We start from the raw sequence: 22,661 nt of genomic DNA, 5'->3' as shown, positions 1-22,661 counted from the left end.
GCCGCGGTCGGCCGGAATGCAGAAGCTTGAGAGCCGGTTCGGCAGGTGCAGGTTGTAATTATTACACGTTGTACGAGCATATAATGTAATAATTCATAGTTATTGCAACTTTTGCGATTTCATGTGATCTTCATGTGAAGATGACAAGATAAGAATCGGCAAAGGGGAGGTGGCAATGCAGAGAAAGTTTCGTTTTTCGCGTTCGCGCGCCGATGAGGCCGCAAAGCACTGGCAGGAAAGCGCGGGCGAGCGGGACAAGCGGGCACGCGCGAGGGCTGAGGGCCGGCTGAACGAGATCGATACGCCCGAGCGCATCGTCAAGCGCGCCAACAGGCTGCGCGAGCAGGTCCGCACTTACCGCCCGCTCTTGCGGGAAATCGCTCCCGAGCGCCAGGCCGCACCGGCGCGGGCGCATGAGCTGGCTATCGGAAAGCCGATTGTGAAGGCCACTGCGCGTCTGGTCGAGCGCGTCATAGGCCCGACCAAGGATTTTCTGGCGGCGGCATTCTTTGATCTCGGGTCGGCGGCAATCCGCTCGGTGGCCCGGATCTCCACGAACACCGACGGCAACGCGTATTACGGCACCGGCTTCATGGTGACGCCGTCACTGATGCTCACCAACGAACACGTGCTTGAGGAACCCGCCTGGGCGGCGGCGAGCGTGGCCGAGTTCGACTTTCAGCACGACCTCAATGGTCACCAGAAGCAGGTACAGACTTTCCGGCTGGATCCGGATACTTTCTTTCTCAACGACAAACGCTTGGACTACGCGCTGGTGGCCGTCAGCCCCGCACCGTCGGTCGGCGCCGCCAGGCTGGCCGATTTCGGCTTCTGTCCGTTGATTGCCGCCGAGGGCAAGATCCTCGTCACGGAGCCGGTCAATATCATCCAGCATCCCCTCGGTGACCCGAAGCAGGTGGTCATCCGCGAAAACCAGCTCAGCGCCCTTCCCGCCGACGAACTTGACCACGTCGCCCACTATCTGGCCGACACCGAGCCCGGTTCTTCAGGCTCGCCGGTTTTCAATGACCTCTGGGAGGTAATCGCGCTGCACCATCAGGGCGTGCCGGCGACGGACGCCAACGGCAATTACCTGACCAAGGATGGCGGCGTCTGGGACGATTCCATGCCGCTCGACGCGATCAAATGGGTCGGCAACGAAGGGATTCGTATCTCCCGCATCATCCGTCACCTGAAGGGTCGCAAGGACGTGCCTGCCCATATGGCCGGACTGCTGAAGGAACTGCTCGACCGGTCGGACACGGTTCGGATGGGGCCTGTGGGGCCGGAAGGCGGGCGCAGACCTCTGCCGCCGAACGACGGTCAGCCCGACGACAGCCAACCCGATAACGGTCCAAAAGGACCGGCAAACCAGGTCGGATTGCTCTCCGGCGAGGCGACGATCACCGTGCCTGTCACCATCACCGTGCGGGTCGGCGACGGCCGCGCCGTCAGTGCGAGCCTGGCCGGCACGGAGGTCGAGCGGGTGCGGCCCGAGCGCGACTATGCCGGCCGGCCGGGCTTCCATCGCGATTTCCTCGGCGTGTCCGTTCCGATGCCCGACGTCGTTGACAGCCGCCACGGCAGGCCGGCGGTCCTGGCCGACGGCTCGCTCGAGCTGAAATATCACCACTTCAGCGTCATCATGAATGCCGAGCGCCGCCTGGCCTACGTCTCGGCGGTCAACTACGATGCGGCGGCGCCCTACACGGAGGAGCGCGGCGACGACGAATGGTTCATCGATCCGCGCATCGACGCCGCCTTCCAGGCCGACAACCGCTTCTACAAGAACAATCCGCTCGACCGCGGCCACCTCACCCGCCGCTACGACGCCGGTTGGGGCGTGACGCCGGACGAGGCCAAGCGCGCCAACGACGACACCTTCCATTGGACCAACTGCTCGCCGCAACACGAGGTCTTCAACCAGAGCAAGCTGTCGCAGCCGCAGGACCTCCGGCTGTGGGGCGAGCTGGAGAACCACGTCACCGACCAGGCCAAGCGCGACCTGCAGCGCCTGTCGATCTTCAACGGCCCGGTGTTCGGCAAGGACGACCGCACGCATCGCGGCCTTTTGATCCCCAGCGCCTTCTGGAAGGTGATCGCCTACCGGACACGGGAGGACGGGCTGGGCGCCGTCGGCTTCGTACTGCACCAGGCCGACCTCATCTCCAACCTCGCCGTCGAGCGTTTCGACCCCGGCCGCTTCGACCTGAGGCAGGTGCGCATCAGCCGCATCGAGGAACTGACCGGCCTCGACTTCAAGGGGCTGCGCAATGTCGACCCGATGGCCGCCAGCGGCGTGCGCGAGGTGTTCGAGGGTGCGGTGGCGACGGAACGGAAGCTGGGATCGGCCGCGGATATCAGGTTCTGAGACTGAGGCTGGTAGATTTCGCCGATCCCTCCTGCTGGGTGCTGGCGCACTGGGCCAAGGTGCGCGGGGTCGTCCTCGTACGACGAAGTGTCCGCGCGCCAAGACGTCGGCGCGCGGACACCCGGCCGCGCTTCACCCTCGACTGCCGGTAGACGGCGAAGCTATAGCTGGCTCGCCAAGAACCGCCGAGGCGAGAGGGGGATTCGATTTGTCTGACCACACCATCCTGGCCGAAGGGCTGCACTTTCCGGAAGGTCCCGTCGCCTGTTCCGACGGCTCGGTGCTGCTGGTGGAAATCCAGCGCAGGACGATCACCAAAGTGGCTGCGGGTGGAGCAGTCTCGATCGTGGCGGAGCTCGACGGCGGCCCGAACGGCCTGGCGGTCGGTCCGGACGACTGCCTCTACATCTGCAACAACGGCGGCTTCCTGTTCCAGGAGATCGAGGGGTTGAACCGTGTGAAACCCGGCGTGCCGGAAGGTTATGCCGGCGGCTGGATCGAGCGGTTGGACCCGACGACGGGCGAGCGAAAAGTCCTCTACACGCATTGCGGCGAGCACCGGCTGGTCGGGCCGAACGACCTCGTCTTCGACCGGCTCGGCGGTTTCTATTTCACCGATTTCGGCAAACTTTATCCGCGCCACCGCATGAATGGCGGGCTCTATTACGCGCTGGCGGACGGCTCGCGCATCGTCGAGGTCGCCTATCCCCTGCTGATGCCGAACGGCGTCGGCCTGTCGCCGGACGGCGGCACGGTCTATGTGGCCGAGACGGAGGGCGGCCGGCTCTGGGCCTTCGACCTGAGGGAGCCCGGCTTGGCGCCGCGCCATTCCAACCTGGCGCCGCATGGCGGGCGGCTGGTCTGCGGCCTGCCCGGCCACCAGCGGCTCGACAGCCTGGCCGTCGACGCGGCCGGCAACATTCATGTGGCGACGCTCTCCACCGGCTGCATCACGGTGATCAGCCCGGCCGGCGCCATGCTGGAACAGATCATGACGGGCGATCCGATGACGACCAATGTCTGCTTCGGCGGGCCGGACCGCCGGACCGCCTATGCGACGCTGTCGGGCCGGGGGCAGTTGATCGCGATGGCATCGAACTACACTGGCCTCGCGCTCGCCTGGGAGGTTTAGCGGATCAGCTCGACAGGGCAGGGGAGATCGAGCTGCGCCCATATGCGGTCTGCCGTGACGGCGGCGGCGCCGGCCCGGATCGCCGTGACGAGGCAGGCGCGATCGCCGAGTGACAGGACGCCTTTGGGCGTGCGGGCGCTCAGTTGCCCGGCCAGCCTGGCATCGTCGAAGTCGAAGCCGACCACGATTATGTTGCTGTTCTTCATGTAATCGAGAGCGGCCTGTTCAGATTCGGCCTTCTCCAGGCATTTGGTCACGATCTCCCCGACGTTGACGCTGCTGATCAGCGCACCTCTCGACAGCCGGACGGCCTCTTCGCGTCCCCGCTCTCCGAAGACGATTGCGAGAATGACCGAGGAATCGAGGACCCGGACCGTCATTCGAGGGGCGGCAAACCGCGCGTGGCACGCCAGGCGTTGGCTTCCTCGAGATCCTTGCGTGCCTCTTCTCGCCGCTCCGCGATCAATTCGTCGACCACACTTATACCCGGATGATCCGCCTTGAACTTGTTGGCGAACGCCTGCGCGCGCCGGACGGCCACATCCGGCGACACGATGCGGAATTCACCTTCCACGACTTCCGCCGTCACGGTATCCCCGGGCTTCACCATCATTGCTGCGCGCATTTCGGCGGGGATGACGATGCGGCCCGCACTGTCGATCTTCAGCCGCGCGTACGACACGGATTGCAGCGCGCCGGCGCCTTCATACGGTTGCTGATCCTCGGAAAAACCCTTCGGCCCGGGCATCGCGGCCTCCTGTCATAAGGAGGGAAGAATGCCATATCTGCGCCGATCTGCCAAATCATGGCAGAAATGGTACCCCCCTTTCAGCTCCCTTCGGCCATGATCTCGCGGCCGATCAGCCAGCGCCGGATCTCGCTGGTGCCGGCGCCGATCTCGTAGAGTTTCGCGTCGCGCAAAAGCCGGCCGGTGGGGAATTCGTTCATGTAGCCGTTGCCGCCGAGAAGCTGGATGGCGTCGAGCGCCATCAGCGTGGCGCGCTCGGCGGCAAACAGGATGCAGCCGGCGGCGTCCTTGCGGGTGGTCTCGCCGCGGTCGCAGGCGGCGGCGATCGCATAGACATAGGCGCGCGCCGCGTTCATCGTCACATACATGTCGGCGAGCTTGCCCTGGACGAGCTGGAAGTCGCCGATCGCCTGGCCGAACTGGCGGCGCTCGCGCACATAGGGCACCGCCACGTCGAGGCAGGCCGCCATGATGCCGAGCGGCCCGCCGGCCAGCACCACGCGCTCGTAGTCGAGGCCGGACATCAGCACCTCGACGCCCTTGCCTTCCTGGTGGAGCACGTTCTCGTAGGGCACCTCGACGTCCGCGAACACCAGCTCGCCGGTGTTGGAGCCGCGCATGCCGAGCTTGTCGAGCTTCTGCGCGACGGAAAAACCCTTCATGCTGCGCTCGATGATGAAGGCGGTGATGCCGCGCGAGCCCATGGTCGGCTCGGTCTTGGCATAGACCAGCAGCGTGCCCGCGTCCGGCCCGTTGGTGATCCACATCTTCGAGCCGTTGAGCACGTAGCGGTCGTTGCGCTTCTCGGCGGCGAGCTTCATCGATACGACGTCGGAGCCGGCGCCGGTCTCCGACATGGCGAGCGCGCCGACCGTGGTACCGGCGCACAGGTCCGGCAGGTATTTCGCCTTCTGCTCCGCCGTGCCCCAGCGGTTGAGCTGGTTGACGCAGAGATTGGAATGCGCGCCGTAGGAGAGGCCGACCGAAGCGGAGGCGCGGGAAATCTCCTCCATGGCGACGACGTGGGCGAGATAGCTCATGCCCGAGCCGCCATGGTCCGGATCGGCGGTGACGCCGAGCAGGCCGAGCCCGCCGAGTTCCTGCCACAGATGCATCGGGAACTGATTGGAGCGGTCGATCTCGGCCGCGAGCGGCGCGATCCTGTCCTGGGCGAAGCGCCGCACCATGTCGCGCAGCGCATCGATCTCCTCACCCTGCCCGAAATTCAGCACGGTCTCGTACATGGCGCTCCTCCTGCTTCGCGTTGGCGCCGACCAGGCGCATCGTCATGGTAAGATAGTTTCTGGTCACTTCTTCGACGGACAGCCGCTCGTCCGGCCGGAACCAGACGATGACGCCGGTGATCATCTGGATGATCGCCATGGCCGTCAGCGCCACGTCGTCGATGCGGAAGGCACCGTCCTCGACGCCGTCGCGCAGGATGCGGCGCAGCTCCTTCTCGTAGGCCGTCCGCAGTTTGAGGACCTGGCTCAGCCGCTCGCGCGACAGGCTGCGCAGCTCCATGTTGGAGACGTGGGTGGAGTGCCGCCGCGCCACATGGAATGCAATGTGGTTGGCGACGAAATGCTCCAGCCGCGCGGCCGGGCCGAGGGCGGCCGGGCGGGCGGCTTTCCAGCTTTCGATCAGCCCGTCCATATGATCGCGCATCAGCGAATAAAGCAGGTCCTGCTTGGTCGGGAAATAACGGTAGAGCGCCGCCGCCTGCACCCCGACTTCCGCCGCCAGCTGGCGCATCGACATCGCCTCGTAGCCGTGGCGCGCAATCAGCGCCGCCGCCGCGTCGCGCGTCGCCGCCTGCGTCCTCTCGCCATCCGATCCGACGGTGCGGGCCAAGTGCTCCTCCGCTGTCGATAAATAATAAAACAAACGTTCAATTCATTCAAGATAAGCGCGAAACCTCCTTAGGCGGAGTGTCCGCAAACGAGTGTATGGCCGTCGGCTGTCGCCGACGACCATGATAGCTTCTCTAATAGCGCGGCCGGAGGGCCGACCGCCCGTTCAGGCGACCCGGTCCACCTGCCGGCCTTCGTGCATCTCGGCGACCAGCGCGAGAATGGCGGCGCGGACCGCCTCGCGGGTTTCCGGCAGCGCCTCGGTCAGGGGCAGGCGGAGATCCGCCTTCAGTCCCAGCATCAGCTGCAGGGCGTATTTCACCGGGATCGGGTTGGTCTCCATTTCCAGCGCGGCGATCATCGGCCGCAGGCTGTGGTGGATCATCCTGGCGCGGTGGTGATCCCCGTTGCGGCAGGCTTCGTGCATGTCGGCGCAGAGCCGAGGGGCGACGTTCGCCACCACCGATATGGTACCGCTACCGCCCATCGTGTTGAAGTCGAACGCGGTCGCGTCGTGTCCGGAAAACAGCAGGAACCTGTCGCGCAGGGTTGCCGGGAATCTCTGCGGCCGGCTCAGATCGCCCGTCGCGTCCTTGAGACCGACGATCCCGGGAACATCAGCCAGGCGTTCGACGGTCGCCGGCAGGAGATCGACGCCGGTGCGCGAGGGGACGTTGTACGCGATGATCGGAATGCTGACCGCGCGCGCGACCGCCTCGAAGTGGCGGAAAAGCCCTTCTTGGGTGGGCTTGTTGTAATAGGGCGTGACCACGAGCGCCGCGTCCGCCCCGGCCGCCTCCGCCGCCGCGGTGGCCGCGATGGTCGCATCGGTGCCGTTCGACCCGGTCCCGGCGACGACCGGCACCTTGCCGCCGGCGGCGTCGACGCAGGTGCGGATGACCGCCAGCCGCTCTTCCGAAGACAGGGTAGGGGCCTCGCCGGTGGTACCGCAGGCAACCAGCCCGTCGATGCCGCCGTCGATCTGCCAGCGCACGAGCCTCGCCAGGCCGTCCAGGTCGACCTCGCTTTTGCTGAAGGGCGTGACGAGGGCCGTCATGGCGCCCTTCAGCCGGCTTTTGATGTGTTCGGGTTCCATGGGAAATTCTCCGAGCTCTGTTTCGATGGCGGCGCCCGGCTGCATTTTCGATCGCGCGGCGACGCAGTGAGACGGCTTCGGGAGTGTCAGTTGAAAAGGCTGAGCGCGGGAACGAGCCTTATGGCGCCCGGCCGGTGGTTGCTTTCGGCAAGAGCGAAATGGATGGCGGCCGCTCTGTCGACGAAGACGCCGCCGATGTGGCCCTGCTCGTCGCGGGCGACCCAGCGGCCGTCGAAATCCCGGCCGACCAGAAAACCCTGAGCGGCGGCTTCAAACTGCAGAGAAGAGTTTCGCATGGTGTCTCGACCGATGCACCGACGGCGCAGGCCAGCATCACCCAGCAAGAGCAGGGGAGATGGTGCGCGCGGCGTCGCGGTGACTGTGGTTCCTTCCGTGGGGCGACGCCTGGTTGACAGTTCCGTCGCTGTGCAGGCTGGAAGGTAGCCACCGCGAAATTTGTATTCGAGATGCCGGGCGCTGCTAAGACATTAAATTCTCATAGGAATTTTACCTGAGACCGTCAGTCGGCCATCCCGCGCCTGCCGTTACCCCCACCCCTAACCCCTCCCCACAAGGGGGAGGGGGACTGGCTTGCGCTTCCGCTAGGCGCCAATGGTCGGCGGTTTTGCGCTGCGTAGCGGCCGCAAAGTCCCCCTCCCCCTTGTGGGGGTGGGGGTACGGAGCCATCCAAATTCCGCGCCACTTGCCATAGGCGACAAGTCCCCTGGGCATGCTGCCGATATGCTTCAGCGCACCGCCGACGGCGAGTAGCGGCTGCCCAGCGAGCAGCGGCTGCCGGCGTAGACCAGCCGGTTGACCGTGGCGATCGTCTTGCCCGACCAGGTGCGGCGATGCAGCAGCAGGCAGGGGTCGCCCGGTTCGAGAGCCAGCAGCCGCGCCGTCTCCTCGTCGGCGGGAATGGCGGAGATGACGTGCTCCACCTCGGTCAGCGGCGTGCTTTGCTGCAGATAGTCGTAGGTGGTGACCGCCTCGAAATCCTGCTTGTCGTAGTCCGGCACGAGCGCCAGGTTGACGAACCGCTCCTCGAGCTGGACGGGCGCATCGTTCTCGTAGTGGACGATGACCGAGTGGCCGACCGGCGCGCTTCTCGCGAATTCGAACGCGGCGACGAGGTCGGCCGACGGCGCGATCGTCTCCAGCACGATGACGCTCGCCCGGTGGCGGGCGTTGCGCGCGCGGATCTCGTTGGCGATGTTGTTGATCTCGACCAGCGCCGAGCGCGGCTTTGGCGGGGCGACGAAGGTGCCGACGCCCTGCACGCGCAGCAGGTAGCCTTCCGAGGTGAGTTCCCTGAGCGCCCGGTGCACGGTCATGCGCGAGACGCCGAGCGAGGCGACGAGCTCGTTCTCCGACGGCAGCTTGTGGTCCCGGCCCCACTTGCCGCTGCCGATATTGGCCAGCACATAGGCCTTGACCTGCTCGTAGAGCGGGCTGGCGCTGGCGGGCAGCGCCGTCCCCGCCGGGCTGCCGCCCGGTCCGTCGCCGTCCTTCATGCTACGCCTCCCGGCATCCTCAGGATCGTCTTCAGCCCGTGGCTTTCACCGGCGAGCAGCCGCGCATAGGCGGCGGGGACGTCATCGATGCCGATCTCCCGGTCGAGGAGGCGGGCGAGCGACGGCGCGAGGTCTGGAAGCATCGCCACGGCCTCCGGCAGTTCGCCGGCGAAGGCGTGGCAGCCGATCAGCGCGGTCTCGCGCTCGACCAGCAGGTTGGGGTCGAGCGGGATCGTGCCGTGGCTGATCCCGACCAGCGCCAGCGAGCCGCCGCCGGAAAGCAGGTCGAGCAAAGTTTCGAGCACGCCGACATTGCCGGTCGCGTCCAGCGCGTGGCGCAGGACCTTGTCGCCGAGCGCGGAGCGGATCGCCGCGCCGTCGAGGCCGACGACCGCCGCGCCGGTGACCGCGGCGACCAGCTCCGCCCGCTCCACATTACGGTCGGCAACCAGAACCGGCCCGTCGTGCAGCCGTGACAGGATCAGCGCCGCGAACCCGCCGATCGGCCCGCAGCCGGCGACCAGAACCGGCTCGCCCGCCGGCACCCTCTGCCGGCGCACCGCATGCAGCGCCACCGCCAGCGGCTCGGCCATCGCCGCGATGGCCGGGTCGAGTTTCGGATCGTGCCTGACCAGCAGCCGCGCCGGCAGCGACACCTCCTCGGCGAAACCGCCGTCGCAGACCTCGCCGACGAAGCCGAGTTTTGTGCAGACATTGCGCCGGCCGGAGCGGCAAGCCGGGCAGTCGCCGCACCAGAAGCGGCTGTCCGCCACGACGCGATCCCCGAGGGCGAAATCCCGGACGCCGTCGCCCAGCGCCGTTACCGTGCCGGCGAATTCGTGCCCGGCGACCGACGGCGAGCGGCTGATCCACTGCCCGGTGCGGAAATTGTGCAGGTCGGAGCCGCAGATGCCGGCGGCCGTCACCCTCAGGCGCACCCATCCCGGCTGCGGCGCGCCCGGCGGGTCGATGTCCTCGATCCTGAGATCGCCCGCCGCGTAGAGCCTGGCAGCCTTCATGAGCAAAATCCCTCAGAGATAGGCCTTGCGCACGTCGGAGACGGCGTGCTCGTGCGATGAAAAGCCCTCGTAGCGCGCCAGCGTCCACGCGTTTTTCGCGAACTCCGGATAGGCCGACGCCGTGACGTAGCCGATCGACGAACGCTTGACGAAGTCCATGACCGACAGCGGCCCGACGCTGCGCGCCCAGCGGCTCGTCGGCAGCACGGCGTTGGGGCCGAGGCCGAAATTGGCGATCGACACAGGCGTGTGCGGGCCGAGCAGCACCTCCGCCGCCTCGGTGATGTGGCCGAGATGCGCGAAGGGGTCGGTGGACAGGATCTCCAGATGCTCCGGCGCATAGTCGTTGACGAAGCGGTAGCTCTCCTCGACCGATTGCGTCAGCACGATGCCGCCATAGCTGCCGGTCAGCACGGTTTTCGAGAAATCGACGCGCTGCGCGGTCATGCGCGCCCAATGCTCGGGCAGGGAGGCCAGCGCCTCTTCCGCCACGCGCCGGCTGTGGGTGACGAGATAGGCTGACGAATCGGGCCCGTGCTCGGCCTCGATGAGCAGGTCGAGCGCCGCCAGCCCGCCCTTCACCGTGTCGTCGGCGAAGATGACGGCCTCGGAGGGGCCGGCCGGCAGGCCGGGATCGATCGTCCCGGCAAGCAGCCGCTTGGCCGCGACCACCCAGGGGCTGCCGGGCCCGACGATCTTCAGCGCCGGTCTCACAGTCTCGGTGCCGTAGGCGACGGCCGCCACGGCTTGCGCGCCGCCCACCTTGTAGACCGTCTCGACGCCGGCGAGGCGGGCGGCGACCAGCGTCGCGGCATCGACCGAGCCGTCCGGCGCCGGCGGCGTGACGATGGCGATGTCCGGCACGCCGGCCACCACGGCCGGCACCGCCGTCATCATGGTCACCGACGGGAAGGCGCCCTTGCCGCGCGGCACGTAGAGCGCCACCGACTTGATCGGCGTGAAGCGGTCGCCGGCATAGGCGCCCGGCCGCATCTCCTTCAGCCACATCGGCTCCGGCTTCTGCTCCTCGTGGAAGCGGCGGATGTTGTCGATGCCGAAGCGGATGGCCCCGATGACCTCGGCGTCGACCTTGCCGAAGGCCTCGTCGAACTCGGTCTCGCTGGCCTTCAGCCGACCGGCGTCGAGCTCGGCCTTGTCGAGCTCGCGGGCAAAGCGCACCAGCGCGGCGTCGCCCTGCGTCCGCACCGCCTCGATGATCGGCTTCACCTTGTCGATGAAGCCGGAGAGATCGGTCTCGGAGCGGCGCAGCAGGGCGGCGCGGCCGACCTCGTCGAGCTTTGCGAGTTCGTGGAAGGAGACGTCGGCCATTGTTCTATCCCGTTCGACCGGACCAGCCGGCCGTCATTTCGATTTGAGGAAGATATCGAGCCCGACCAGCCGGTCGAGCAGGAACACCGCGGCGCCCGCGCAGGCGATGAAGACCACCGAGATCGCCGCGAGGTCGGGCGTGATGATCGAGCGGATGGAGTTGTAGATCTGCACCGGCAGGGTGACGATGCGCGCGTCGACCAGCAGCAGGCTCACCAGGAACTCGTTGAGCGCCAGGATGAACATCAGCAGCGCGCCCGAGATGACGCCCGGCATGACGGCGGGCAGCGTCACATGGAAGAAGGTGGAGAGCGGCGGCGCTCCGCAATTGGCCGCGGCAAGCTCGAGGTCGGGGTCGAGCCGGGCCGCGCTCGCCATTACCGCCCAGATCATGAAGGGCAGGTTGATGACGCAGCAGGCGACGCCGACCGGCCAGAGCTGGCCGAGCAGCCGCGCCTCGCCGAACACCAGCATCAGCCCGATGCCGGAGCCGATCAGCGGAATGGTGAAGGGCAGCAGCAGGTAGATCTGGATCGTCTTCTCGAAACGCACCGCGTATTTCGACAGCGCGATGCCGGCCAGCGTGCCGACGGGAATGGCGACCAGCGTGCAGATCGTTGCCACGTAGAGCGAGCGCAGGAAGGCGTCCCGCAGGTCGGTCGCGCCGGCGATCCGGGCATACCATCTGAGCGACAGGCCTTCCGGCGGGAAGGTGATGATGTTGCCGGCGGTGAAGGAGGCGCCGAGCACCACGACGGTCGGCGCCGACAGCATCACCAATACGGCGACGACGAAGGTCCAGAGAAAAACCTGCTTGCCGGCCGCGCCCGTCATCGCCGCGTCCTTCCCATGGCCAGCGTGCCGGCGCCGAACAGCGTGAAGACGACGCCGACGAGCAGTGACCCGATGGCCACCAGCAGCAGCGCCAGCGTCGAGCCGAGACCCTGGTCGGAGGTGCGGAAGAACTGGTCGTAGATGGCGTTGGCGATGAAATCCTGGCTGCCGCCGCCGAGGATCGCCGGCATGGCGAAATCGGTGAGCGACAGCGTCAGCACCACGATGCCGGCGCCGATCAGGCCGGGGCGGGCGAGGGGCAGCACGATATAGAGGAAGGTGCGCACCCATCCCGCGCCGAGCGAGCCGGCGGCAAGTTCGAGCTCCTCGGAGATGGCGGTGAGCGCCGGCGCCAGCATCAGCACGGCGAAGGGCAGCATGTACTGCACCAGGCCGAACAGCACGGCGGGATAGTTGTAGAGCAGCCGGATCGGCGCGACGCCGACCAGCCCCAGCGCCTCGTTCACCATGCCCTGGTTGCCGAGGATGATCAGCCAGCCATAGGCGCGCACCACCTGGCCGATGAAGAAGGGCAGGAACAGCGCGATCAGCAGCAGCTTTCTCAGCAGCGCCGAGGGCGTGCGCACCATCACATAGGCATAGGGGAAGGCGAAGACGAGCGTCACCACCGTGACGATGAGCGAGCCGGCGAGGCTGCGGGTGGCAACAGTGGCGAACAGCGATTCTGTCACCGCCCGCCGGTAGTTGGCGAGCGTATAATGCTCCGACAGGAGGAAGGTGGTGGTGTCCAGCGTACGCAGGCTGGTGTCGCCGATCTGGATCAGGCCCAGCACGAGCAGTCCCACCAGCAGCAGCGCCGGCGCCAGCATGAGCCACGGCAAGGCGCGGTCGAGGCGCGCCGGCCACAGGGTAGCGGCGGCGGCCTCCAGCGCGTCCATGACGCGCCATGTCAGCGGATAGGCGGTTCGCGCCGCTCGCATTCAAATATCCCCGGGTTGCACGGCGCCGCCGCGAGGGGCGCCGCCGCCACGCCCGACAGCCGGACGCGGCGAAAGGCCCTTGGTGGTTCGCTTTGGCTCGTCGTCTGGCCACCCCACCCGCCTCGCTTCGCTCGGCATCGGGGGGAGGGAGAGGCGCCAGATTCTCCATCCTCCTCCCCTTCGATGCAGGGCAATCGCATATGAACCTACCCCCACCCCTAGCCCCTTCCCACAAGGGGGAGGGGGACAAGCTGGCATCTCCGCCAGTCGCCAATCGTCAACGGTTTCGCGCGGCATGGCGGCCGCAAAGTCCCACTCCCCCTTGTGGGGAGGGGTTAGGGGTGGGGGTGTGAGGCCACCGAATTCCTTGCCGGTTGCCATATGCAATTACCCTCCCCCTCGATGGGGGAGGTGGCCCGAAGGGCCGGAGGGGGTGAAGTGCTCCATCATGACGGCCGTCGGGGTATCAGCCCTGCATGATCGCCTTGAACTTGCCGAACCAGTCGCTCTCGTTCTCGACCTGGATCTTGGACGAGATGCGGATGAGCTTGTCGAAGTCCGCCGCCTTGGTCGGGTAGGACGGATCGTCGACCAGGTCGGCCGGCGGCTTGAGCCCGGGCACGACACCCGGCAGGCCGAGGCCGTCGAGCCAGACCTGCTGCGCTTCCGGCGTCAGCGCATGGTCGATGTACTGCTTGGCCCAGTAGAGCTCGTTCTCCGGCAGGCCCTTCGGGATCCACAGCCCGTCGGTGTCGAACTTGGCGCCTTCCTCGGGCACCACCCAGGCGACGTCGATGCCGTTCTTCTTGGCCTCGCGCGCATTGGTCGAGATGGTGCAGGCCGCGTCGATCTCGCCCTTCTGGAACCAGGTGGTGAAGTCCGGGTCCTCACCCAGCAGCGGCTGCTGCTTCTTCACCTCGGCGATGAAGTCCCAGGCCGGCTGCATGTTGCCGGGAATGTCCTCCAGCTTGCCACCGCCGGCCACCTGCGCCGGGAAGTGGAAGCCGATGCCGTCATTGTAGAGTGCGATGCGGCCCTTGAATTTTGGCTCCAGCAGCGCCTTCCAGGACTTCGGCGGGCCGTCCGGGAAAGCCTCCGGCCGGTAGGCCAGCACGTAGACGTAGCCATAGGTGTTGACGATCGGGTAGCCGTCGAGCCCGACCGGCTTCGCCAGTTCCGTGGTGTTCTTGAGGTTGGGCAGGTCGGACAGGTCTTCCGTCACGCCGCGCAGGGCGGATTTGGTGGCGTTGGTCGTGGTGTCCCAGTTGATGTGGATCGGCGGCACGCGCCCCTGGGCGACGGCGGCCCAGACCTTGGGCTGGATCTCGTTGTCCTCGGTCAGGTCGTGGCGCACAGCGATGCCGGTCTTGGCGGTAAAGCTGTCGGAGACGCCGGCCTTCAGGCTGTCGACCCAGCTGCCGCCCCAGGCGCGCACGATGATCTCCTTGGGCTTTTCCGGTTCCTGCGCGAAGGCGCGGCTGAGCGGCAGCGACGACAGCCCCGCGGCGGCGCCGGCGGCTGCGGCGCTTTGCAGAAGCCACCTGCGATTGAGTTCGAAAGTAAGCAGTTTTCCTGTCATGTCCGTTCTCTCCTCTGGTTCGCCGGTTGTGCCGGCTTTGCATGTCTCGGAATCCGGCGGTGCCGGTCCGGTTGAAGTCTCGGGTGGTCCTAGTCGTTGAACACGAGGACATCCCGTCTATTCCAGCCGAGATGCACTGTGGCACCCGGCTCGAATTCCGTATGGCCGGCCGGGTCATGGTCGAAGACGCGGATGACGGCGTCGCCGAGCGCCGCCACCCGCGCCTCGTAGACCACCCGCTCGCCTTCGAATATGGCATCGGCGACGATCGCCTCCACGACCGTGTCGAGCTCCGACAGGCTCTTGCTGTCGGCCGAGAGGCGGATCTGCTCGGCGCGGATGGCGCCGGAGGCGGTATCGCCCGCCTTGGGCTGCCGGCGTTGGTCGGCGAGCACGCCGGAAACGGCGAGGCCGCCTTGCTCCAGCATCACCTCGTGGCCGGCGACCAGGCGGACCTTGCCGCGAATGAAGTTGGTGACGCCGATGAAGTTGGCGACGAAGGCGTTGGATGGCTGCCGATAGGTTTCCGCCGGCCGCGCCTTCTGCTGGATCCTGCCGCCCTCCATGACGATGATCTCGTCGGAGACCACCAGCGCCTCGCGCTGGTCGTGGGTGACGTTGATCGTGGTCACGCCGAGCTCACGCTGGATGCGCCGGAATTCGAGCTGCATCTCCTCCCGCAGCTTGCGGTCGAGAGCGGCGAGCGGCTCGTCGAGCAGCAGCAGGTCGGGCTCGAACACCAGCGCCCGCGCAATCGCCACCCGCTGCTGCTGGCCGCCGGACAGCTCATGCACCCGACGCGCCCCCAGCCCGTGGAGCTTCACCAGCTCGAGATAGCGCTCCACCTTCTCCGGTATGCCGCGTGCATCATGGCGCCGCATCTTCAGCGGAAAGGCGACGTTTTCCGCCGCCGTCATATGCGGGAAAAGCGCCAGTCGTTGGAACACCATGCCGATCGAGCGCCTGTGCGGCGGCACGGCGCTGACCTTCTCGCCATTGATGACGATCTCGCCGCTCGTCGGCCGCTGGAAGCCGGCGATCAGCCGCAGCAGCGTCGTCTTGCCGGAGCCGGAGGGGCCGAGAATGGTGAGGAACTTGCCTTTGGGCAGGTCGAAGGAGGCGTCGTCGACGGCGAGAAAACCGTCATAGTTCATGCTCACGTTCTGGACGGACACCGCGACCGCCGCTTCGGCGGCCGTCCCTGCAGCCACGGCTTCCCCGCCAACATGTCGCATTCCGTTCCCCTTGGGCCGCGTCGTTCACGAGGCCTTCAGTGGTATAGACAACCATATACAAATCGGCAGGGCAAGCGGCTTTCGCCCGGCTGGCTTTCACAAGGAAGCGACATTTTCGCCGCGTCAGATCGAAGCCAGGAAGCCGCCGTCGACCGGGATGCAGTGGCCGGTCACATAGGCCGACGCGTCGCTCGCCAGGAACAGCACGGAGCCGGCCACGTCCTCCATCTTTCCGAAGCGCTGCTGCGGAATCCTGGCCAGCATGCGTTCCTGCCAGGCCTCGTCCTCGTAGAACACATCCGTCATGGCGGTGCGGAAATAACCCGGCGCGATGGCATTGACGCGGATGCCGAGCGGCGCCCATTCGACGGCGAGCGCGCGGGTCATCCCCAGCAGGCCGGTCTTCGACGAGCCGTATGGCACGGCCGTCGGCACGCCGACATAGGAGGTGAGCGAGCAGAGATTGACGATGGCGCCGCGCTTGTGCTGCGCCATTCTGCGCGCCGCCGCCTGCGCGCAGAAGAAGGCGCCCTTCAGATTGGTGGAGACGATCCGCTCCCACAACGCCTCGTCGACCTCCAGCGACGGGCGGATTTCCTCGTAGCCGGCATTGTTGATGAGGATGTCCAGCCCGCCGAGCGCATCCGCTGCCGCCGCGATCGCCTCGCCGCAGGCCATCGCATCGCGCACGTCGAGCGCAAATCCTTCGGCCTTGCCGCCCGCCGCCTCGATGCGGCCGCGGGTCTCCTCGAGCGAGGCGACGTCGCGCGCGCTGATCGCGATCTCGGCGCCGGCCGACGCCAGCGCCTCCGCTATCGCCTGTCCCAGCCCGCGGCTGGCGCCGGTGACGATGGCCTTGCGGCCGCTGAGATCGAAGAGGTGCGATGTGCCCATGGGAATGTCCGCCGCCGCTGATGCCGTGCTGAACATCGTCTCTTAGCGACTGCCGGCCTCAAGGAAAGAGCAAACTTGCCTGTCGCTACCGTGCGCGCCGCCGCCACCACGCATGTCAGTCGGCGGCAGGAGGCAGGGCAACTGACGATTGCAGCGGGTGGCCGACCGTCCCAGACGATGCTAGACAGCCTGGCATGAGCGGATTCTCGGCTCTCAAGCGGCGCACCGTTTCGTGGATCGTCGCCGGACTGGGTGCGTCGGTCGCGGCAGGCCTCTCGCTGGGACTGGCGGTGATGGCGGCGTCGCAGCCGGCACCGCTGAAGATCGTCGGTGCGGGCGAGGAGGTCGATACCGGGCGCTGGCGCGTTGCGGCGACCGGCGCCGGCTTCAAGCCGGCCGACGCGAAAGCCGCCGGCTACCTCGACCGGCAGAACCTGCTCTTCGTGCGCCTGCGCTTCACCAACCTGTCGGCGGCGTCGAGCAACGCCTATGTGAGCGTCGCCTCGCTCGATCTTCCCGCGGACGGCCTGGAAGCTCCCACCTATCTGCTCGCGCGTGACGGCGCCATGGTCTTCGATCTGCATCCCGACATGCCGGAGGACGTGGTGGCGGCCTGGAAATGGCCCGAGGGCAGGGCGGTGCCGCAAACCCTGCGCGTGACCTTCGCCGGTCAGCTTTACAAGCGCCGCGACAACCTTTACGGCGCGCCCGGCTGGTTCCCGGCCGATCCGGCGGCGGCGGTCGACCTGCCGGTCAAGACGGTGGCGGCGCAATGAGCATCCTGAAGCCGGCCGCCGCCCTGGTGCTGGCGGTCCTTGCGCTTGCCGTGATGCAGCGCACCGCGCCCGGCTATGCCGACATCACGCGGCCCATCACGGTGTCCGGCAAGCTCGGCGAGCGCCTGACGGGACGGCAGTTCGACATCCGCGTCGAGTCGGTCCGCCTCGGCCGCGATCTCGTCTACGAGGCCTATGGGCGACGCCAGACGCTGACGACCAACGGCGTCTGGGCCCTGCTCGAGGTCTCGGCGGAGGCCACGACCGAGAGCGTCTCGATCATCGCCGCGAGCTGGCGGGCGCCGAACGGCGCACGCTATGTCGCCAGCAAGCGGCCCTCGACCTATCCCGGCATGCTGTCGCTGCAGCGCCTGGAGCCGGGCCTGCCGAAGCGCGGGTTCATCCTGTTCGAACTGCCGCGGGACCAGCTCGCGGGCGGCACCGTGCTGATCGCGCGCACCGAGTTCGCGCCGCTCGACACCGAATTCGCGTTTCACATGGACGGCATCGACACCCTCCCGCTGCAGGGCGAGCTCGTGCTGACGGCCGATGACTGAGCGCGCCGCCGCCCTTGCTCCAATCTCCGCCGGCGCGCGCCGCACCCGCCGCCTCAGCCTGCTGGCGCTGCCCTTCGTCGTCGCGCTGGCGCTGGTCGTGCATTCCTGGGAAACGGCGCTCGAATGGTGGCGGGTGAGCGATCTCGTCGAGCGGCGCGTGGAGGCCGGCCAGTCCGCCTCCTATGCGGGTGCCGACTGGCGCCTGCTCCGGTCGACCCGTGTCGTCGACAGGCCGGACGGCAGCGCCGTGGTGCTGGTCGAGTTCGAGGCGGTGATCCGCGATCCCGATGCGTTCGCGCGGCTTCCATGCACCATCGCCCTGGCCGACGCGGAAGGGCGCAGATGGCTGCCCTCCTTCATGCGGCCGCGGGAGCTGCGTGGCTTGCAGCGCAACGTCGCCATCCCCGAGACCTGCGGATCGGTAAGCTTGACACGCCCGCAGGCGGGAACGCGCGTCGAGATCGCGGAAAGTTTCGTTTTGCCGAAGGAAAGCCTGGCCGAGGCGCAGCCGATGGTCAGCCTCGCCGCCGGAAGGCCGTATTTTCTGAGATTTGAAGAGCTGGGAGTAGGGGAGTAAGGGGAAAATGCTTGCCCGCATGCGAACCCGGCAGCACCCTATCCCCTATCCCCTATCCCCTATCCCCTATTCCCTATTCCCTATTCCCTGCCACCGCCCGCTCCACCACGGCCGCCAGCAGACAGATGCGCAGCGGGTCGAGCAGGATGCCGCCGTCGAGATCGGCCAAGCTGCCGATCGCAAGGCCGATCGGCTCGGCGATCAGCTGCCAGTCGGCAAGCTCGTGCGCCCCGATCAGCCGCGTCGCCGCGACCCACAGCCATGCGCCGATCCAGCCGATCAGCCTGTAGCCGAGCACCAGCGCGATCAGTGGGCCCAGGCCGGCGCCGAGCGCCATGCGCACGCAACGCAGCACCGGCATGTAGCGGCTGCGGTAGTCGCCGAAGAAGTGGGCCAGGAAATCGCGGAGCCAGCCGAGCAGCGTGGCGTGCCTGGTGTCCGCCGGCGGTCTCTCCTGCTTCGGGGCGGCGGGCGCGGCGTCGTAGCCGTAGATGATCGCCGCCATGACCAGCCACACCAGCGGCAGCAGCGCGTAGAAGAACAGGCTTTGCGCACTGGTCCACAGGTCGGGCTCCCGCAGCTCGACCGGCACGAAGTCGGCTGCCGCCCAGGCCGGCGCAACCAGGCCGGCGCTGACGCCCTGGAGGCTGGGCAGCGCCTCGAACAGGCCGCCGGAGCCGATCCAGCGGAACAGCTCGTCCTTCCAGCCGCTCAGCGCGTAGAGGCCGATGAAGATCCAGGTCGCGTCGCAGGCGACGATCAGGAAGGACCAGAGTGGCGCGGGCGAGCGGCTGTTGATGCGCTTGACCGCCCAGCGCACGATCCAGCAGGCGCCGATCGAGGCAAGCAGGAACTGCGACGTCAGGAGGTCGAGAAAATTCGCGCTCTCGCCGAACGGCACCTTCGACAGCGCCAGCCGCGAATATTCGCGCACGGTGTCGCCGAGAAAGCCCCAGGCGGCGTAATAGGCGAAGAACGGCAGGATGGCGATCGCCACCGTCGCCATCGCCTGCTGGCGCGGCGTCCGGACGGCGGCGGCCTCGTCGTCGTCACCTGTCCTGCCGAGCCGGCGCACCGCCGGCAGGTCGGGCCGCAGGGCCTGGAACATCAGCACGGTGATCGCCAGTTTTGAAAGCACGACGAAGGACAGCACCACCATGCCGGCCATGGCGTTTCTCAGGCCGGCGAAGACGGCGGCGGAAAGCAGCAGGTCGCGCAGGATCAGCCCGAGCGCGGCGAGCAGGATCAATTGCGGCCAGTAGCGGGCGAACAGGCGCAGCGTCAGGATCAGCGGCGCGACAAAGTCCCGCGCGATCGGGGATTTCGGAAAGGCCTGGCTGATGCTCATGCGGGCGGCGGATCTTTTCATCCTTTCCCGCCCGGCCTCTGTTTAGGCGATTTGCGAACGACCCTGCAACCGCTGATCGGTCGAGCCTGTCAGGAGTGTTCCACGGGTAGCGTCTCTCCACAGAGCGCAGACTGTTCTCTGTTGGATCGCGCCGCGACCCGCATTATTTTCGCGATCCTGTCGGACTCGCCCGCGCCGGTGCGTCCTCGAAGCGAAGGAAGAAACCATGCTCTACGCCGTGCTCTGCTACAACGACGAAGCCGTGACCTCCGCCTGGTCGAAGCAGGAGGACGAGATGGTGATGGGGCGCCTGATGAAGGTGCAGGAGAAGGTCGCCCGCCAGGGTAGGCTCGGTCCGGTGGCCCGGCTGGTGCCGACCACGGCGGCCACGACGCTGCGCAAGACCAGGGACGAGCCGATCGTCATCGACGGCCCCTTCGCCGAGACCAAGGAGCAACTGCTCGGCTTCTACATGGTCGACATGCCGTCGCTCGACGCGGCGCTCGACTTCGCCCGCGAACTGGCCGCCGCCAATCCCGGCGTCGGCTCCTACGAGATCCGCCCGGTGGGCTACTTCGCCCAGAATGGAATTGACACATGACCGATCAGGTGTGGATCGAGGCCGCGCTTTCCTCCGCCCGTCCGCAGGCGGTCAGCGCGCTGCTGCGCTATTTCCGCGACCTCGACACCGCCGAGGAGGCCTATCAGGAGGCGTGCCTGCGTGCGTTGAAGAGCTGGCCGAAGAACGGCCCGCCGCGCGATCCCGCCGCCTGGCTGATCTTCGTCGGCCGCAACGCCGGCGTCGACGCGGTGCGGCGCAACAAGCGGCTGACGGCGCTGCCGGACGAGGAAAAACTGTCCGATCTCGACGACGCCGAGGCCTCGGTGGTCGAGCGGCTCGACGGCGCCGACTACCGCGACGACATTCTTCGGCTGTTGTTCATCTGCTGCCATCCCGACCTGCCGGCCACCCAGCAGATCGCTCTGGCGCTCCGAATCGTCTCCGGCCTGTCGGTCAGGCAGATCGCCCGCGCCTTCCTCGTCTCGGAAGCCGCCATGGAGCAGCGCATCACCCGCGCCAAGGGGCGTATCGGCGGCGCCGGCGTGCCGTTCGAGACGCCGGGCGCGGTGGAGCGCGCCGAGCGCCTGGCCGCAGTGGCTGCCATGGTCTACCTGGTCTTCAACGAAGGCTATTCGGCCGAAGCAGCCGAGGCGAGGGCGCGCGCGCCGCTCTGCGAGGAGGCGATCCGCCTCGGCAGGCTGCTGATACGGCTGTTTCCCACCGAACCGGAGATCATGGGGCTGCTGGCGCTGATGCTGATCCAGCATGCCCGCGCCGACGCCCGCTTCGGCGGCGACGGCAACGCCATCCTGCTGGAGGACCAGGACCGCAGCTTGTGGAAGGCGCCGCTCATCTCCGAAGGACTTGCGCTGATCGACAAGGCGATGCGCCACCGCCGCCCCGGCGCCTATCAGGTGCAGGCGGCGATCGCTGCTCTGCACGCCCGTGCCGCCCGGCCGGAAGACACCGACTGGCCGCAGATCGACCTGCTCTACCGGTCGCTGGAGGCGTTGCAGCCGTCGCCGGTGGTGACGCTCAACCGCGCCGTCGCCGTCTCCAAGATCGCCGGCCCGGCTGCCGCCCTCGACCTCATCGAGCCGCTCGCCGACCGGCTCTCCGGCTATTTCTATTTCTTCGGCGTGAAGGGCAATCTCTTGATGCAGCTCGGCCGCAACGCCGAGGCCAGGGTCGCCTTCGACCGCGCCATCGCGCTCGCCAACACGGCGGCCGAGGCCGCCCACATCCGCGGCCATCTCGACCGCCTGATGGCGGATGCCGGCAAGGCTTCCGTACAACGCGGCGCATCCTGACCTTTTTCCGCCGAGCTGTCGGAACGTTCCGCCTCCCTTCGTCCTTGGCGTGAGGAGCAAGGACAGGAGTGAACACGATGAGCACCCGGCTTTCCACCAATGGAGAAGAGGCGCAGGTTCGGGCCGTCATCGAGCAATGGGCCGACGCCATTCGCCGCAAGGACGCCGATGTGGCGTCGTCACATGTGGCGTCTGGCTACGTGCATTTCTCGCTTGCGCCGCCGCTCGTCGATGCCGGCTCGGGCGCTGCCGATCTCGATGCCTGGTTCCGGACTTGGGACGGGCCGCTCGAACTCGAGTTGCGTGACCTGACGGTGATGGCCGGCGACGACGTGGCCTTCAGCCACGGTCTGAACTGCCTGGCCGGCAACAAGCGCGACGAAGGGCGACAGGAGCTTTGGTTCCGCAGCACGCTCGGATTCCGCAAGATCGAAGGCGGCTGGAAGATCGTGCATGAGCACGAGTCGGTGCCGTTCTACATGGACGGCAGCATACGTGCCGCGGTCGACCTGAAACCCTGATTTTCCACCGCAAAGACAAGGAGGAACATCGTGCCCGAACATTCCGCAATGAAAATGGCAGGCGTCGTTCCTTATGTGCAGGTCGACAATGCCCATGAGGCCGGCGAGCTCTACAAGAAGGCTTTCGCCGCCATGGAAGTGGATCGCCGGACGGTCGAGGACGGCCGGCTGATCCATCTGCACCTGGAGATCAACGACGGAGCCTTGATGCTGAACGACCCGTTCCCCGAATACGGCTTCGGACCGAAGCCGGTGGAGAGCGTGACGCTGCACATCATCTCCAGCGCGCCGCGCCTGTGGTGGGACCGGGCGGTAGCTGCCGGACTCGAGGTGGTCATGCCCTTCGAGGTGGCCTTCTGGGGCGACCTCTACGGACAGCTGCGCGACCGCTTCGGCGTGAGATGGGGCATCGTCGGTCCGGCTGACGACGCCGGCAAGACAGGCTGAGCCTGCCGACGCAATCCT

At 67.2% G+C, this 22,661-nt stretch carries 24 protein-coding genes; 9 read left to right on the top strand and 15 right to left on the bottom strand.

From position 1 onward, the window contains the following. Nucleotides 1-175: 175 nt before the first annotated feature. A complete protein-coding gene (locus C7I84_RS01240) occupies nt 176-2,371 on the top strand; it encodes a DNA/RNA non-specific endonuclease (protein ID WP_106770318.1) in 2,196 nt (731 codons plus the stop codon). A gap of 208 nt (nt 2,372-2,579) precedes the next feature. After that, nucleotides 2,580-3,503 (top strand): SMP-30/gluconolactonase/LRE family protein, encoded by a 924-nt coding sequence (locus C7I84_RS01235; protein ID WP_207770941.1) that lies wholly within the window; start codon nt 2,580-2,582, stop codon nt 3,501-3,503. Here the strand turns inward: C7I84_RS01235 and C7I84_RS01230 are convergent. The 14 genes from C7I84_RS01230 to C7I84_RS01160 form a co-directional block, all read right to left on the bottom strand. Beyond that, the gene (locus tag C7I84_RS01230; RefSeq protein WP_106770316.1) at nt 3,500-3,883 is read right to left on the bottom strand and encodes a type II toxin-antitoxin system VapC family toxin; all 384 of its coding nucleotides are present in this window, start codon (nt 3,881-3,883) and stop codon (nt 3,500-3,502) included. The two genes, C7I84_RS01235 and C7I84_RS01230, sit on opposite strands and share 4 nt — an antisense overlap. Next, nucleotides 3,880-4,251, bottom strand: a complete 372-nt coding sequence (locus tag C7I84_RS01225; protein WP_106770315.1) for an AbrB/MazE/SpoVT family DNA-binding domain-containing protein — start codon at nt 4,249-4,251, stop codon at nt 3,880-3,882. The genes C7I84_RS01230 and C7I84_RS01225 overlap by 4 nt, the downstream gene beginning before the upstream one ends. 80 nt (nt 4,252-4,331) lie before the next feature. Continuing rightward, nucleotides 4,332-5,495, bottom strand: coding sequence for an isovaleryl-CoA dehydrogenase (locus C7I84_RS01220; protein ID WP_106770314.1), 1,164 nt, complete (start codon nt 5,493-5,495; stop codon nt 4,332-4,334). Further along, nucleotides 5,461-6,105, bottom strand: a complete 645-nt coding sequence (locus C7I84_RS01215; protein ID WP_106770313.1) for a TetR/AcrR family transcriptional regulator — start codon at nt 6,103-6,105, stop codon at nt 5,461-5,463. The genes C7I84_RS01220 and C7I84_RS01215 overlap by 35 nt, the downstream gene beginning before the upstream one ends. 165 nt (nt 6,106-6,270) lie before the next feature. Continuing rightward, nucleotides 6,271-7,200 carry a 4-hydroxy-tetrahydrodipicolinate synthase gene (gene dapA / locus C7I84_RS01210; RefSeq protein ID WP_106770312.1) on the bottom strand — a complete coding sequence of 310 codons (930 nt, stop codon included), beginning with the start codon at nt 7,198-7,200 and terminating at the stop codon, nt 6,271-6,273. Between the two features lie 86 nt (nt 7,201-7,286). Then, nucleotides 7,287-7,496 carry a hypothetical protein gene (locus tag C7I84_RS01205; protein ID WP_106770311.1) on the bottom strand — a complete coding sequence of 70 codons (210 nt, stop codon included), beginning with the start codon at nt 7,494-7,496 and terminating at the stop codon, nt 7,287-7,289. A 450-nt stretch (nt 7,497-7,946) separates the two neighbouring features. After that, nucleotides 7,947-8,714 (bottom strand): histidine utilization transcriptional repressor HutC, encoded by a 768-nt coding sequence (hutC, locus tag C7I84_RS01195; RefSeq protein WP_106770309.1) that lies wholly within the window; start codon nt 8,712-8,714, stop codon nt 7,947-7,949. Further along, complete coding sequence (locus C7I84_RS01190; protein ID WP_106770308.1) at nt 8,711-9,733, bottom strand: zinc-dependent alcohol dehydrogenase; 1,023 nt, start codon at nt 9,731-9,733, stop codon at nt 8,711-8,713. The genes hutC and C7I84_RS01190 overlap by 4 nt, the downstream gene beginning before the upstream one ends. A 12-nt stretch (nt 9,734-9,745) precedes the next feature. Further along, nucleotides 9,746-11,062: a histidinol dehydrogenase gene (gene hisD, locus C7I84_RS01185; RefSeq protein ID WP_106770307.1), complete on the bottom strand. Its 1,317-nt coding sequence runs from the start codon at nt 11,060-11,062 to the stop codon at nt 9,746-9,748. Between the two features lie 33 nt (nt 11,063-11,095). After that, nucleotides 11,096-11,896 carry an ABC transporter permease gene (locus C7I84_RS01180; RefSeq protein WP_106770306.1) on the bottom strand — a complete coding sequence of 267 codons (801 nt, stop codon included), beginning with the start codon at nt 11,894-11,896 and terminating at the stop codon, nt 11,096-11,098. Beyond that, nucleotides 11,893-12,837, bottom strand: coding sequence for an ABC transporter permease (locus tag C7I84_RS01175; RefSeq protein WP_106770305.1), 945 nt, complete (start codon nt 12,835-12,837; stop codon nt 11,893-11,895). Before C7I84_RS01175 ends, C7I84_RS01180 begins: the two co-directional genes overlap by 4 nt. Nucleotides 12,838-13,303: 466 nt before the next feature. Continuing rightward, entirely contained in the window at nt 13,304-14,416 is a 1,113-nt protein-coding gene (locus tag C7I84_RS01170) for an ABC transporter substrate-binding protein (protein WP_106770304.1), read from the bottom strand. An 89-nt stretch (nt 14,417-14,505) separates the two neighbouring features. Further along, nucleotides 14,506-15,651 carry an ABC transporter ATP-binding protein gene (locus C7I84_RS01165; RefSeq protein ID WP_106770303.1) on the bottom strand — a complete coding sequence of 382 codons (1,146 nt, stop codon included), beginning with the start codon at nt 15,649-15,651 and terminating at the stop codon, nt 14,506-14,508. A 123-nt stretch (nt 15,652-15,774) separates the two neighbouring features. Further along, a complete protein-coding gene (locus C7I84_RS01160; RefSeq protein WP_106770302.1) occupies nt 15,775-16,545 on the bottom strand; it encodes an SDR family NAD(P)-dependent oxidoreductase in 771 nt (256 codons plus the stop codon). Between the two features lie 194 nt (nt 16,546-16,739). Between C7I84_RS01160 and C7I84_RS01155 the strand changes: the two genes are divergently transcribed. From C7I84_RS01155 to C7I84_RS01145, 3 genes are read left to right on the top strand one after another with little or no spacing between them, the layout of a single operon-like run. Further along, a complete protein-coding gene (locus C7I84_RS01155) occupies nt 16,740-17,321 on the top strand; it encodes a hypothetical protein (RefSeq protein WP_133170042.1) in 582 nt (193 codons plus the stop codon). Then, a complete protein-coding gene (locus tag C7I84_RS01150) occupies nt 17,318-17,878 on the top strand; it encodes a hypothetical protein (protein WP_106770300.1) in 561 nt (186 codons plus the stop codon). The genes C7I84_RS01155 and C7I84_RS01150 overlap by 4 nt, the downstream gene beginning before the upstream one ends. Next, nucleotides 17,871-18,455 (top strand): hypothetical protein, encoded by a 585-nt coding sequence (locus C7I84_RS01145; RefSeq protein WP_106770299.1) that lies wholly within the window; start codon nt 17,871-17,873, stop codon nt 18,453-18,455. The genes C7I84_RS01150 and C7I84_RS01145 overlap by 8 nt, the downstream gene beginning before the upstream one ends. A gap of 73 nt (nt 18,456-18,528) precedes the next feature. Here the strand turns inward: C7I84_RS01145 and C7I84_RS01140 are convergent, their stop codons facing one another. Further along, entirely contained in the window at nt 18,529-19,824 is a 1,296-nt protein-coding gene (locus C7I84_RS01140) for a hypothetical protein (RefSeq protein ID WP_245428273.1), read from the bottom strand. 205 nt (nt 19,825-20,029) lie between these two features. Here C7I84_RS01140 and C7I84_RS01135 point away from each other — a divergent pair, with 205 nt between their 5' ends. The 4 genes from C7I84_RS01135 (at nt 20,030) to C7I84_RS30475 (ending at nt 22,643) form a co-directional block, all read left to right on the top strand. Next, entirely contained in the window at nt 20,030-20,404 is a 375-nt protein-coding gene (locus tag C7I84_RS01135; RefSeq protein WP_106770297.1) for a YciI family protein, read from the top strand. After that, on the top strand, nt 20,401-21,675 hold the full coding sequence (locus tag C7I84_RS01130) for an RNA polymerase sigma factor (RefSeq protein ID WP_106770296.1): 1,275 nt from the start codon (nt 20,401-20,403) through the stop codon (nt 21,673-21,675). Before C7I84_RS01135 ends, C7I84_RS01130 begins: the two co-directional genes overlap by 4 nt. A 77-nt stretch (nt 21,676-21,752) precedes the next feature. After that, nucleotides 21,753-22,196: a YybH family protein gene (locus C7I84_RS30480; RefSeq protein WP_165815940.1), complete on the top strand. Its 444-nt coding sequence runs from the start codon at nt 21,753-21,755 to the stop codon at nt 22,194-22,196. Between the two features lie 30 nt (nt 22,197-22,226). Beyond that, nucleotides 22,227-22,643: a VOC family protein gene (locus C7I84_RS30475; RefSeq protein ID WP_245428272.1), complete on the top strand. Its 417-nt coding sequence runs from the start codon at nt 22,227-22,229 to the stop codon at nt 22,641-22,643. Nucleotides 22,644-22,661 lie beyond the last annotated feature (18 nt).

This window comes from Kumtagia ephedrae (assembly GCF_003012745.1).
Taxonomy (GTDB): domain Bacteria; phylum Pseudomonadota; class Alphaproteobacteria; order Rhizobiales; family Rhizobiaceae; genus Kumtagia; species Kumtagia ephedrae.
The sequence above is the reverse complement of the archived record's forward strand: the minus strand, read 5'-3'. Positions and strand labels throughout refer to the sequence as shown.

Bases quoted from the DNA above. Each gene is read 5' to 3' on its own strand.
- C7I84_RS01190 (WP_106770308.1), bottom strand. From the start codon at position 9,733: ATGAAGGCTGCCAGGCTCTACGCGGCGGGCGATCTCAGGATCGAGGAC.
- hisD (WP_106770307.1), bottom strand. From the start codon at position 11,062: ATGGCCGACGTCTCCTTCCACGAACTCGCAAAGCTCGACGAGGTCGGC.
- C7I84_RS01165 (WP_106770303.1), bottom strand. From the start codon at position 15,651: ATGCGACATGTTGGCGGGGAAGCCGTGGCTGCAGGGACGGCCGCCGAA.
- C7I84_RS01155 (WP_133170042.1), top strand. From the start codon at position 16,740: ATGAGCGGATTCTCGGCTCTCAAGCGGCGCACCGTTTCGTGGATCGTC.
- C7I84_RS01175 (WP_106770305.1), bottom strand. From the start codon at position 12,837: ATGCGAGCGGCGCGAACCGCCTATCCGCTGACATGGCGCGTCATGGAC.
- C7I84_RS01180 (WP_106770306.1), bottom strand. From the start codon at position 11,896: ATGACGGGCGCGGCCGGCAAGCAGGTTTTTCTCTGGACCTTCGTCGTC.
- C7I84_RS01145 (WP_106770299.1), top strand. From the start codon at position 17,871: ATGACTGAGCGCGCCGCCGCCCTTGCTCCAATCTCCGCCGGCGCGCGC.
- C7I84_RS01160 (WP_106770302.1), bottom strand. From the start codon at position 16,545: ATGGGCACATCGCACCTCTTCGATCTCAGCGGCCGCAAGGCCATCGTC.
- C7I84_RS01205 (WP_106770311.1), bottom strand. From the start codon at position 7,496: ATGCGAAACTCTTCTCTGCAGTTTGAAGCCGCCGCTCAGGGTTTTCTG.
- dapA (WP_106770312.1), bottom strand. From the start codon at position 7,200: ATGGAACCCGAACACATCAAAAGCCGGCTGAAGGGCGCCATGACGGCC.
- C7I84_RS01240 (WP_106770318.1), top strand. From the start codon at position 176: ATGCAGAGAAAGTTTCGTTTTTCGCGTTCGCGCGCCGATGAGGCCGCA.
- C7I84_RS01150 (WP_106770300.1), top strand. From the start codon at position 17,318: ATGAGCATCCTGAAGCCGGCCGCCGCCCTGGTGCTGGCGGTCCTTGCG.
- C7I84_RS01220 (WP_106770314.1), bottom strand. From the start codon at position 5,495: ATGTACGAGACCGTGCTGAATTTCGGGCAGGGTGAGGAGATCGATGCG.
- C7I84_RS01140 (WP_245428273.1), bottom strand. From the start codon at position 19,824: ATGAAAAGATCCGCCGCCCGCATGAGCATCAGCCAGGCCTTTCCGAAA.
- C7I84_RS01225 (WP_106770315.1), bottom strand. From the start codon at position 4,251: ATGCCCGGGCCGAAGGGTTTTTCCGAGGATCAGCAACCGTATGAAGGC.
- hutC (WP_106770309.1), bottom strand. From the start codon at position 8,714: ATGAAGGACGGCGACGGACCGGGCGGCAGCCCGGCGGGGACGGCGCTG.
- C7I84_RS01230 (WP_106770316.1), bottom strand. From the start codon at position 3,883: ATGACGGTCCGGGTCCTCGATTCCTCGGTCATTCTCGCAATCGTCTTC.
- C7I84_RS30480 (WP_165815940.1), top strand. From the start codon at position 21,753: ATGAGCACCCGGCTTTCCACCAATGGAGAAGAGGCGCAGGTTCGGGCC.
- C7I84_RS01130 (WP_106770296.1), top strand. From the start codon at position 20,401: ATGACCGATCAGGTGTGGATCGAGGCCGCGCTTTCCTCCGCCCGTCCG.
- C7I84_RS01135 (WP_106770297.1), top strand. From the start codon at position 20,030: ATGCTCTACGCCGTGCTCTGCTACAACGACGAAGCCGTGACCTCCGCC.
- C7I84_RS01170 (WP_106770304.1), bottom strand. From the start codon at position 14,416: ATGACAGGAAAACTGCTTACTTTCGAACTCAATCGCAGGTGGCTTCTG.